Origin of the sequence: Nocardia asiatica NBRC 100129, assembly GCF_000308415.1 — a bacterium.
GTDB lineage: Bacteria > Actinomycetota > Actinomycetes > Mycobacteriales > Mycobacteriaceae > Nocardia > Nocardia asiatica.
On sequence record NZ_BAFS01000069.1, the window covers coordinates 1 to 11,571 of the forward strand.

The 11,571-nt window shown below is 68.1% G+C and carries 9 protein-coding genes and 1 tRNA gene; 2 read left to right on the forward strand and 8 right to left on the reverse strand.

Going from position 1 to position 11,571, the window contains the following annotated elements:
* From ON27_RS06960 to ON27_RS06970, 3 genes are all read right to left on the reverse strand, one after another.
* On the reverse strand, nucleotides 1–610 hold a 610-nt coding region (locus ON27_RS06960), incomplete at its 3' end, for a phosphoadenosine phosphosulfate reductase domain-containing protein (RefSeq protein WP_157227105.1).
* 185 nt (nucleotides 611–795) lie between these two features.
* Nucleotides 796–1,905 (reverse strand): deazapurine DNA modification protein DpdA family protein, encoded by a 1,110-nt coding sequence (locus ON27_RS39710; protein WP_051046290.1) that lies wholly within the window; start codon nucleotides 1,903–1,905, stop codon nucleotides 796–798.
* Nucleotides 1,906–2,105: 200 nt separating this feature from the next.
* Nucleotides 2,106–3,170, reverse strand: coding sequence for a DUF4192 domain-containing protein (locus ON27_RS06970; RefSeq protein WP_043721168.1), 1,065 nt, complete (start codon nucleotides 3,168–3,170; stop codon nucleotides 2,106–2,108).
* 323 nt (nucleotides 3,171–3,493) lie between these two features.
* Here ON27_RS06970 and ON27_RS06975 point away from each other — a divergent pair, with 323 nt between their 5' ends.
* The gene (locus ON27_RS06975; RefSeq protein WP_157227106.1) at nucleotides 3,494–4,006 is read left to right on the forward strand and encodes a hypothetical protein; all 513 of its coding nucleotides are present in this window, start codon (nucleotides 3,494–3,496) and stop codon (nucleotides 4,004–4,006) included.
* 195 nt (nucleotides 4,007–4,201) lie between these two features.
* On the opposite strand, the gene ON27_RS06980 is transcribed toward ON27_RS06975, so the two are convergent.
* From ON27_RS06980 to ON27_RS07005, 5 genes are all read right to left on the reverse strand, one after another.
* Nucleotides 4,202–4,657: a hypothetical protein gene (locus ON27_RS06980; RefSeq protein ID WP_157227107.1), complete on the reverse strand. Its 456-nt coding sequence runs from the start codon at nucleotides 4,655–4,657 to the stop codon at nucleotides 4,202–4,204.
* Nucleotides 4,658–5,914: 1,257 nt separating this feature from the next.
* Complete coding sequence (locus ON27_RS39715; RefSeq protein ID WP_051046291.1) at nucleotides 5,915–6,826, reverse strand: DUF2637 domain-containing protein; 912 nt, start codon at nucleotides 6,824–6,826, stop codon at nucleotides 5,915–5,917.
* Nucleotides 6,823–7,905, reverse strand: a complete 1,083-nt coding sequence (locus ON27_RS06995; RefSeq protein ID WP_051046292.1) for a tyrosine-type recombinase/integrase — start codon at nucleotides 7,903–7,905, stop codon at nucleotides 6,823–6,825. Before ON27_RS06995 ends, ON27_RS39715 begins: the two co-directional genes overlap by 4 nt.
* Nucleotides 7,905–8,336, reverse strand: a complete 432-nt coding sequence (locus tag ON27_RS07000; RefSeq protein WP_051046293.1) for a hypothetical protein — start codon at nucleotides 8,334–8,336, stop codon at nucleotides 7,905–7,907. The genes ON27_RS06995 and ON27_RS07000 overlap by 1 nt, the downstream gene beginning before the upstream one ends.
* A 169-nt stretch (nucleotides 8,337–8,505) precedes the next feature.
* Nucleotides 8,506–8,587: transfer RNA gene (locus tag ON27_RS07005), tRNA-Leu, on the reverse strand.
* Between the two features lie 386 nt (nucleotides 8,588–8,973).
* Between ON27_RS07005 and ON27_RS07010 the strand changes: the two genes are divergently transcribed.
* A partial coding sequence (locus ON27_RS07010; RefSeq protein ID WP_043721177.1) for a fatty acid synthase subunit beta domain-containing protein occupies nucleotides 8,974–11,571 on the forward strand: 2,598 nt, incomplete at its 3' end.

Genomic DNA, 11,571 nt, shown 5'->3' on the forward strand with positions numbered 1-11,571 from the left:
GCGCCCACACCGCGGCGAGGTCCCAGCCGTGGATCGGCAGCCAGGTATCCACGATCCGCCGCGAATTCGAGACACTGGCCTTCGGAGGATTCCCGGCGCTGCGGGCGGCAGCGCACCGCGGGCACAGACACGTCCTGCCGGGCTCGTGCACGAAGGCGGGCCGGTTCGCTCTCTCCGCGGACTCTTGACTGCGATGGCCCATGATGTTCAGCACCCTGATCGGGCGATCGACGATCCCGGCGGCGCGGGATTCCGCGACCAGCATCGTGATCACCCGCCGCGCCGGAGATCGCTTGAAATCGCTTGTGCACCAACGATTTCGATGCGATGGCCATTTTCCGCGTTCGGTGACACGGTCGAGCAGGTCCCCGCCGGTCCGGGCTACCACCTCGTGGCGCAGCCCGTAATGGTCGGCGTGTTCTCGCGCGAGAGCCGAAGTTTCCGGCCAGTCGGAGCGGCCCATGTCGGCATGGACGGTGGTGACCCGGTCCAGCACACCGAGGTGGTGGAACTCCTCGACCAGAACATCCACCATCGCCTGGCTGTCCTTGCCGCCACTCAGGCTCAGAAGGTAGTGGTCGTATCCACCCAGGTCAGGCCCCGCAGCCACCGAGAAATCGATCCCACCGCGCCCGCGCCGCAGTGACCGCTGGGCGGGGCCACGCCGAGCGGGCCTTCGCGTCGTGGCAATGGGCGTGGTCACGGCCGGGACCGCCTTTCTGTGTCGGTGCCGCTGCGGGCAGCGGGAGGCAAGGGGCGCGCACCGGTGGGGAGCGTGCGTGGTGTCGGATCCGGTCAGGCCGCCGACACCGTTCGTAATCCGGCGTCGAACAGCGGGATCTGTTCGCTGCCAGTGACTTCGGTGCGGGGCGCGATGCGGGGCCGTGGGCGTGGTGCGGGTTGAGTGGGTGCCGGTTGCTCCCACAGTTGCGGGTCGGTGGTGACGCGCAGGTGGTGGTTGAGGCGCAGGGCGTTCATGGCCTTTTCGCGGAAGGCCACCGCGTAGCGCAGGCAATTGCGGCAATCGGTCACCCGTCGGCGCCCGCTGTCGCGATTCGGGCGTGAGAGGTGCACGCAGCCGGGCATCGGTGTCCGGGCGCGCCGCGCTGCCAGTGACCAGGATTGGCTGTCAGCGCTGTGCAGAAGATGCCCGGCCAGGACCAGGGTGCGCAGCGAGACTCCGTAGCCGTGCATCCTCATCCCGAATCCCGCGAGCGCGGTCAGGACGTGGGCGACATCGTGGTCGGCGCTGCTACGTCGGCAGATACTGCCGATCCCGACCCAGCGGCCGGCCAGATCGATCCCCGCCGAGCGATACATCCGGTAATGCTCGACATATTGGCTGGGATGCCACCCTTGAAGGGTCGGCAGCCACGGGACGTGATCGAAATTGTGTGCCAGGTACCGGTAGTTGTCGAGGGTGAGTTGCTGATGATCGGCGATGCTCAGGCCGGTGCGTCGCAGGCATCCGGGTTCGCACGGCAGGTCCTGGATGCCGACGAACCCGGGTGGCCCGATGTCGTCGATGAGCCGCGACCACAACGCCCCGTACTCGTCCGGCACGGCCCACCAGGGGTGATGATGTGGATCGGCGGTGAGCACGAGAGCCGAGTAAGCCCCCGAGTCGCCGCTGTAAGGGGCGTGGTTGATCCGGACCGGGAACCGCTCCCCCCTGGTTCGGTAGCGCGCCAGCCGCGGCGCGGACAGGAACACCGGCACCGGTGTGGTGTTGAGCAGGCTGGGTTGACCGACACCCAGATAGAACTGCATCCGCCGCGCCGGATCAGGATGGTCAGCGGTGACGGTCCACGGCGTGATCGGTCCCCACGGCGTGTCCCACCGCCGACCGCCACTGTCCTCGGACCCGCGCGCGGGTGCCGGGTCATCGAATGGTGAGGCCATCATGCGAACTCCTTCCACACCGGGACGACGAAGCAACGGCGGCCCCGACCGTCCTCGGACACCGCAGGCGTATTCGCCGCATTCGGGGGGCCGATGACCCTCCGATTCGATTCGGGCGGCACACATCGATGAGGCGGCAGCGCAGCGAACGGTGCTGTCGCGCTGTGCCGCGCCGTGTTCGGCCCGGCCCGGGTTGGGTGTCGCTACGGGATGGTGATGCCGAGGTCGGCGGCGGCTGCGATGGCGAACCGCGCGCCCCGGTGCACTACGCCTGGTGGGAGGGCACGTTCGAGCGCGGCGTGGAGCAGCCGGGCGAAGATGTGCGTGGGATCGGCCTCCAGTGCGATCGTGATCGCGAGCCTGGCCAGGGTGCCGTCGCCGCGCAGGTGTGCGCTGTAGGCGAGCAGGACCGCGGCCTCGGCGCGGTAGCGGCCGGTGAGGCTGCGGGTCAACAAGATCCACAACCTCTCCGCGGCGACGGCGTGCTCGCCGATGGCGATCGCGGGCAGGCACTGCGACACCGTCGCGATGCTCAGCACGGCCCCCAAGCGTGCGAGGTGACTCGGGGTGAGGGTGAGGCCGTCGGCGAGATCGGCGATCGCGTACAGCACCTGCTCGAGGTCGCGGCGGTCGCGGACGGTCATCTCCAGGTCGTGCTCGACGGCCTGGCGGCGGCCACGGACCTCGGCGACAGCCCCGCCCAGCGCCGCTGACACCGGGATGGCGAGCGCGGGATCGGTCCTCAGCGAGTCGGCCAACGCTGCCCGAGACTCCAGGACAGGCATCCCGAGCGCTGCACGCTGCCGCGCGGAGGGTGTGCGAGCGGGATCGGGCAGCGTCCCGGATTCGGTGGTGCCCGACAGCGACCACCACGACCCACCGGCCACGATCGCGACCGTCGCGAAGGTACCGGACACGCGGACGGGACTGTCGGCGAGGCCGCGGACCACCTGCTCGACAAGACGATGGTCTCGCCCGGATGTGGCCCGTCCGTCGACGCCCGGCGCGGGCAGCCGGTCATCGACGACGATCACGAAACCCGTGGCAGAGCCCATCATCGCCAGCAAGGGCCGCAGGCAGTCGATGATCGAAGCGGCACTGTCGGTGAGGTCGAACCGAGGCAGCGCCGCCAGCTCGCCGCGGTCGGGATCTGTCGATCCTGCCGGGATCAGAACCAGAATCAGCGAACGCTGCGGGATGAAACCGATCATGCCGGGGATCGAGGCGATCAACCGGCCCGGAGACGGCAGTGGCTGAGGTATGGACATCACGAATCTCCTTGGTAGGGAATAGAACAACCTCCGAACACCTCATTGCTGGTGCCGGTATGACATCGGGTGGGAATGCCGAGGGCTGGCGCCGACCGCGGTGGGGCTAGTCGGGCACCGCAGCACCGGACGGGCGGAATCGGCGTGGCATTGGTCTTCCACGAACGTGGAAGACGAGCGGATGATCACGATGGGTGGGCGGGGAGTAGCATCGTTGCCGGAGGATCAGCAGGCTGGCCGATATTGTTGGAGGTCAGCTCATGGCTGCACGTCGACCGCCGCGCTCACCGCGAACGGCTCGGTCACCGGAAATGACGCAACGGGTGCAACGTTCACGCGAGCGTGTGCGCCGTCGCCGGGAACTCGCCCGCGAACGCGACCGCGCGATCGCCGCGGCGGTGCGCCGCTATCTGTCTAACTGGCAGGCGATCACCGCGTGCGAGACCAAACGCGACGCCGAGATCGCCGAACTGCGCCGACAGATCAGCGTCGTCGAAGACGAAGCCGCCGGACAGATCGCGAGTCTGCGCGCCGACCAGGGCAGCGCGGCAATGATCATTCGAGACCAGCCCGGCCACACCGACGATGACGTCGCCGACCTGCTGGAGATCACCCCGAAGCAAGTCCGTCAACTCATCACACTCGCCCGAACACAGGCCACCGACCCGCCCGCCCCGCCGAAGGACGCCGAAACGACCGACCCGCCGGAGGACGCCGAAATGACCGATCCCACGCGCGAGCAGAGGCAGCGGACGGAGGAGAAACAGACCGACACCGACGGCACGGAATCACCGCGTGCCACCGGTATCCCAGCGCAGACCGAACAATCGAGATGACACCGGCATCGCCGCCGACCACCGAGATCGGCCGCGCACGAGACCTGATCGGCGGCGTCTAACTGTCTACAACACCAGCCATCGCTGCAACGCGCATGATTCGCCGAACGGTTCGACACCTGCCGACTCGACGACGACCGTGCCGGGAGATCGGAGCGAGAGTCGACCGGTGCGATGGGCGCTATCGCTCGGCGACTATCGGGTGTCGTTGTAGCGGCCGACCTTCCAGACATGCCATCGGAACTGCTGCGGCGACAACGACTGTCGCACCGGTATTCCTGCCACAGGCGAGTACGGCCAGAACGCGGTCCCGCAGCGATGGCAATAGAACCCGGCCCTCCACAGCGCGTGCGCGTGCGGGCGTCCGCGCAGGATTCGGTTGTTGTGACGGCGTCGGCCCCGCGCCGCCGCGAGCGTCAACAGGCCCGGCGAGGCGTAAATCCCGACCATGAACACCCCGGACACAGCCATCGACATCTGGGCTCGTCCCGGTTCTTCGCCGACAGTGCCGATGGCCAGAACGATGAACATCAAGAACGCGGGTACCAGCAACATCCAGCCCACCCGGGTCAAACGCCGCGTCGGCTTCCAGTCGGGCTCGCGGGCGAAGCTGTTGGCCAGCGCGGTGGTGTGGGCTCGATCGACGGTCATCGTGCCGAACACCGGCACGAGCCCACTACTCGACACTCCGAAACCCGAATACGATCCGCTCCCCATCGAGACCGAAGTCCCGTCCGAGCACAACGCGGGCACACTCTGCACCCAGTCGAGCCGCCCACAGCTCGGGCAGGTGATGTCGATATCCATCCGCCGATCTCCCGGTCGGGCCACCACGTCGTCGTCACGGCCGTGCGGTGGTGCTGCCTGCGATGAAACCTCTGGCAAATCGTATTGAACACCGCCGGAACCTGTGTGTCGATAATCCGAATCTACGTAACGCATGGTCTGTTTCCTCTCATGGGCGCGTGAGGGAGGGGCTCCTGTCGGCGATTCCGACATCGGGCGCGACTAGCAAATAGCTGGTAAATACCGATGGGTTCTCCGCCGGGGGATCTGGCAGACCACAACCGCTGCCATGTCGATCCAGAGCCGTCCTCGGAGGGGATCTGTGTGGCAACTCACACCATCGCTGCTCTGATAGGTGCATCCCCCAAGCCCATTCGGGGCTGTTCAACCGGCTCGGTCGCACGGCCTGGAAGACGTCATCGAAGGGGTGGCGACCGGTTGACTTCGCGCGCACGGTCGAACGCCGCGCAGCGGGTGCTATTCGGGCGTGGACAAGTTGATCTCGTGGAGGATGCCGTCGAGCGGAAGGGCACGGTTTCCACGGCGTTCGGCGTGTTGTCGTAGTCGTCGACGAGTTCGATGCTGACTCCGCGGGCCATCGGAGTCTTCTTCGACAAGGCGGACAGCACGAGAGCGGAGTCGTAGCGCACGCCCTATTGGTGAGGAGCCGACGCGTAGAGCAGCGGACGGACCCGACAGGGCCGTGGTGGTCTATTCCTAAACACTATGTTGAGTAGGGGTACATGGGTCGAGGGAGGCGCTGATGGACAGCTCAACGGACGTCACTGACTGCGAGAGGGACAGCGTGTGCGCGGGCATCGTGTACGCAGCAGGTCGGATCATCGAGCGCAGTGTCGATCCCAGCATCACCGCGGAGGCACGCAAGATCCTTCGCCTCGCTCAAACCCTGGAGCCGCACCCCCCTACGCGCCCGGATAAGGGCCAGCACTGTTGAGGGTAGGTACATCGGTCGCGCGAGGGGAGCGATGTGAAGGGTATGTCGTGATCATCCGACAACCGACCTGCGCGCGCACTGTCGCGTCAAGGACGGGCCGAGTTTGAAGATTCTGTGGTTGCCAAGGACGCTTCGGGCCGAGCGTGCGTCTCGGCCCGAAGCGATTGTCAATTCGTACCAACCGGGGTCTTGATCTCCAACTCGGCTGCGGTGGTCCGGCCACCCGCCGTGGTGGTGGACACTGTCTGCTCGCCGACGTCGTGAGCATGGAGAATGGCGGCGTCGCTGAGTATTCGACTGATGGTGGAGCGGCTCTTGTTCAACTCGGCGGCGATTCGAGAGGGATTCCAGCCGTCGAGATGATGGTGGGTCAGTGCTCTGGCGACCAGGGCAGGGTCGCGGCGTCTGCCTGGATCGCGTGCGCACAGCCGCGCCGCCTCTGCCGAGAAGTCTCGGTCTGTGCGATCGGAAGCAGGCGTTGGCGTGTGCACGGAACCGGCCACCGCTGACGGCGCCTGCACATGGAGAGCGCTGGTCCTGGTCACTACGAATTCCTCATCCAGCGGCGACGCGACCTTGTTCGCCCATTCGGTGAGGTGCGCACGCTGTTTTCCGTGGCCGGAGTGAGCAAGGGCGAGCAGTGCCACAGTGGCTTGCGCCATGGACCCTTCGATGATGACGGGCCACAGCCACGCTTCTGCCTGGGGTACTCCAGCGGTGATCGCCAGGGACCGGAGCGCGGTGAACGACAGCCAGAACGCGCCGGTGGCGATGAGGACGGTCATCGCGGTCGCGACCCACCTGGTGGCGCGGGTCGCGGTGTGTGCACGCGCGAGGACCGTTACCCCGTGGACTGCGGCCAGCAGCGCCAAGGGCGGGATCACCGCGACCGCGGCGGCCACGACCGGCAGGGCCGTGTCGTGCAGGAGGGCTTGGGTGGCGTTGCCGGTGATGCTGACGGTGGCTGCGGCGGCGAGCACGGTCCAGAAGAACCCGTGCGCACGGGATTTCGGTGTGACCGCCTCGGGATCCGACGTCCGCGCGGTGTCCGTGGACGAGGTGAGAGCGAGGTCGGTCATGAGCGGGTTCCTCCGGTGGCGGGTTGGGCGGCGTGCGGACGGTCCATCCGGTCGTGGCGGTAGGCGGGGGCGAGTGGATGGGATTCGCCGGTGAGTACAGCGAGTGCTGCGGCGATCTCGTGCAGGTGGGCTTTGACGTAGGTGGCGGTGACTCCGGCGTTCTTGCCGCGGTGTCCGGCGTATGCGCGGGCGACGGCGTAGCTGAAGGTGCGTTCCACCCAGGTGAGGGTGGTGTGGCGCAGCCAGTGCATGCTGACGCCCTGGGCGGCGACCCACGGCAGTTCCTCCCCGACGCGAGCCCAGATGTGGTCGTAGCGGCGGGAAGTGATGGGTTTGCCGTTGCGGTAGCGCAGCAACTGTTCCGAGCGTGGGCTCCCGCGTTCGGCCGCGTGTTCCAGTAAGCCGCGCATCAGGGTCGGTGACACCGGTTGCCACCGGTCGCTGCCGTCCTTCTCCCGTAGGAAGATCAGGCACTGGTCGGGGTCGAGATCGTGCGGACGCAGGGCGAGGGAACCGCTACGGCGGCAGGCGGTTTCGATGTGCAGGCGCAGGACCAGCGCGTCGAGGTCGGGGTCGTCGCCGGTGGTCGCGGCGGCGGCCCAGATCTCGGCCAGCTGATTCGACGGGATCGCGTAGCGGTGTGACGGGCGGCGTGTCGGGCGGGCGATCCGGCGGGCGGGGTTGTCGACGGGCCGGATCCAGCCCGAGTCCTCGGCGAAGCGGTAGACACACCGCAGGGCGCTGACGAAGTTCTCGGCGGCGCCGGTGCCGCCGCGCGAGGCCCGGTTGGTGCGGGCCTCGGTCTGGAGGCGGCGGGCCATGTCCTCGAACTCGGCCTTCTCCGGTTCGTCCAGACGCCGCTCGGCCCAGTAGGTGAGCAGATGGGTGAAATGAGTGTCGTAGGTGCGCAGCGTGCCCGGCGACAGCCGTGCCCGCACCTTCGGAATGACCTCGGCGAAGGTCGGCACCGTGGTGCCGGGGTGGACGAGATCGGCGGGAGAGATCCCCATCTGGGTCAGCAGCAACCGTGCTGCGGCGAGGGTGTCGGCCGTTACGGGCGAGTGGCTGGAGGTCGTCATCAGTGGGCCTCGCTCACTAACGCGAGACTCGGCGAGCACAGTTCGTCGAGCACGGCCGGTGGGTGGATCAGCAGCTGATGGTTGGTGTGGTGGGCGATCAACAGTGCGCGGTCACCGATGTCGAGCCCGATCCGACGGCGCAGCCTGTAGGGGATGCGAAAGTAGCCGCCCTCGGCGAACACGACGTTTGCGTCGGGTGCGGGGCGGGCCAGCAAAGCACCGGCATCGAGACAGGTCAACTCGAGTCGGATCCCGGGCTGCCAGTCGAGGGCGGTGAAGACGGTGCGGTCGACGATTCGTCCGCCGGAGCCGACGGTGCACAGCCCGTACTGGATGTGCCCGTTCCGGGGACGGACCGAGTGGTTCGTGACCTGTGGTCCTGAAGCGAGTTCCTGCAACCGCGACTGCGGCGGGATGACCGGCGCGATCACCGCGGATCGCTTCCGTCAGCAAACATCCGGGAGACGGCACAAGTGACGGAAACTGGCAAACGCGCCACCAATCGGCGCAGGTCAGAAGGTGAAATCACAGCTCAGGCTCCTGTAATAAAGGGCCCTCGCGCACACTGCACGAATATCTGTCACGAATGACGGAGATCTGTGCGCGAGAGGGGACTTGAACCCCTACGTCCGTGGACACCAGAACCTAAATCTGGCGCGTCTGCCAATTTCGCCACTCGCGCTTGATGGTACGACCGTCCAAACTCTACCGGGCGATTCGGTCATAGCGAAGCATTGGGACGGCGTGGCGTACTGGTCGGTAACCTTACCTGGGATTATAACGATTTGGACAACGGCAACATGAGGGGCGCTCATGTTTCCTACGCGTTGGTAACCCGATGGACCAGGGTGTTCAAATATGAGGCAGGGTCATGTTCACCAGCATTCTGGTACGCGGGTACATGAATACTCCGAAGTAAGGGCCATGCCCGGGGGGAAACGTGAGGATTTCCTCATGATTTTGTGCCATCCTCGCCGGTATCAGGCCGATCACCCGCGATCACTCGTGAACCGGTAGGGACCGGCGTGTCGCCGAGGCATGTCGCATGGAGAAGGAAGTCGAAGCGTCTTGACGATCAACGAGAGCACCAAGACCGAGGCCGGACAGAGCGCGAAGGTGGTAGCCGCCACCGGGAAGGCCGCGTCGGGCGGGGCGCGGTCGCCGCTGTTGGATCGTCTGCTCGACGGCGTGCCGTACGCGCTCGCCTTCGGGGGGCAGGGTGCGCAGTGGCTGAGCGAGCTGGAGGAGATCGGGCGCGACAGCGCGCTCGAGCCGGAGCTCACCGCGCTGGTCAACGAGGCGGCCGCACTGCTCGAGCCGGTTGCGGCGCAGTTGCTGGTGGTGCGTCCCGTCGGCTTCGACCCGATCGGCTGGATGCTGGAGAACGAGCTGGCCGACACCGACGAGGGCGAGACCTCCGCCGCCCCCGCCGAGCACGTGTTGCGCTCGGCCGCGGTGTCCATGCCCGGCGTGCTGCTCACCCAGGTGGCGGCCGTGCGGGCGCTGCGTTTGCAGGGTCTGGACCCGGCCGAGCACGCGCCGGTCGCGATCGTCGGGCACTCGCAGGGCCTGCTCGCGGCCGCCGCGGTCGAGGCCGGTGGCGCCCGGGACGCGGAGCTGCTCGCGGTGGCCCAGATGATCGGCGCGGCAGCGGGTTTGGTGGCGCGCCGCCGCGGCTTGATGCCGGTGGGCGAGCGCTCGCCGATGGCCGCGGTGTCGAACGTCGATCCCGAGCAGCTGCGCGCCGTGGTGGCCGAGGTGTGCGCGGGGGCCGATCCCGCCGCTTCGGTGGTGATCTCGATCCGCAACGGTCGCCGGCGCGCGGTGCTGTCCGGACCGCCCGCGCAGCTGGAGCGGGTGCGGCAGCGGTGCGCCCAGATCCACGACGAGCAGGCGCGTGAGCGTGACGCCAAGGTGCGCGGTGGCGCGGTGTTCGCTCCGGTCTTCGAGGACGTGGCGGTCGACGTCGCGTTCCATCACCCGGCACTGGCCGACACCGTCGATCTGGTGAGCAGCTGGGCCACCCAGTGCGGCTTGGACGCCGAGCTGGCGGGCCGCTTGGCGCGCGACATCCTGGTCGACCCGATCGACTGGGTGGACGTCGTAGACGGCGTGATCTCCGCGGGCGCGCAGTGGATCCTGGACCTGGGCCCGGGCGATCTGCTGTCGCGCGTCACCGCGGGCACGCTGAAGGGCACCGGCCTCGGCATCGTCGCGGCCGCCACCCGTGCCGGACAGCGCAGTCTGCTCACCCCGGGCGCGGCGCCGGAGCCCGCGACCCCGTGGTCGGCGTTCGCGCCGCGGCCGGTGCGGCTGCCCAACGGTCGCATCGTGGTCGAGACCGCTTTCACCAAGCTGACCGGGCGCTCCCCGATCCTGCTCGCGGGCATGACCCCGACGACGGTCGACGCGAAGATCGTCGCGGCCGCGGCCAACGCGGGCCACTGGGCCGAACTGGCCGGTGGCGGGCAGGTGACCGAACAGATCTTCGCCGACCGGGTGGCCGAGCTGAAGAAGCTGCTGCACCCCGGGCGCTCGGTCCAGTTCAACTCGCTGTTCCTCGACCCGTATCTGTGGAAGCTGCAGCTCGGCGGCAAGCGGCTGGTGCAGCGGGCCCGCTCGGCGGGCGCCCCGCTCGACGGCGTCATCGTGACGGCGGGCATTCCGGAGCTGGAGGAAGCCGTCGCGCTGATCAAGGAACTCACCGAGGTCGGCATCGTGCACGTCGCGTTCAAGCCGGGCACGGTCGCCCAGATCCGGGCCGTGCTGCGGATCGCCGACGAGGTGCCGGACTACCCGGTGATCATGCACATCGAGGGCGGCAAGGCCGGCGGGCACCACTCCTGGGAGGACCTGGACGATCTGCTGCTGACCACCTACGCCGAGCTGCGCAACCGCGCCAACGTGGTGGTCTGTGTCGGCGGCGGCATCGGGACACCCGAACGGGCGACGGAGTACCTCACCGGCCAGTGGGCGGTGCAGCACGGCTATCCCGTGATGCCCTTGGACGGTGTGCTGGTCGGCACGGCGGCCATGGCGACGCTGGAGGCCACCACCGCACCGGAGGTCAAGCAACTGCTGGTGGACACCCCCGGCACCCCCGACTGGGTCGGCGCGGGCACGGCGTCCGGCGGAATGGCCTCCGGCCGTAGCCAACTGGGCGCCGACATCCACGAGATCGACAACGCCGCCTCGCGCACCGGCCGCCTGCTGGACGAGGTCGCGGGCGACGCGGACGCGGTCGCGGCGCGCCGGGAAGAGATCATCGCGGCGCTGAACGCCACCGCCAAGCCGTACTTCGGCGACCTGGTCACCATGACCTACCAGGACTGGCTGGAGCGCTACGTCGAGCTCGCGGTCGGGCTGGACCGCCGCAAGGACTTCGACTGCGGCAGCGACCTGGGCGACGCGATCGCCGAGGCCACCCGCTCGGTGTGGCTGGACATCACCTGGCGCGACCGCTTCGCGGAGATGATGCGCCGCACCGAATCCCGGCTGCATCCGGCCGACCGCGGCGAGATCCCCACGCTGTTCGAGAGCGACGAGGACTTCGAGGACCCGGTCGCCGCGCTGTGCGCACTGAAGGACGCCTACCCCGCGGCGGAGCGCACCCTCCTGCACCCGGCGGACGTGCCGTTCTTCGTGGCGCTGTGCAAGACCCCGGGC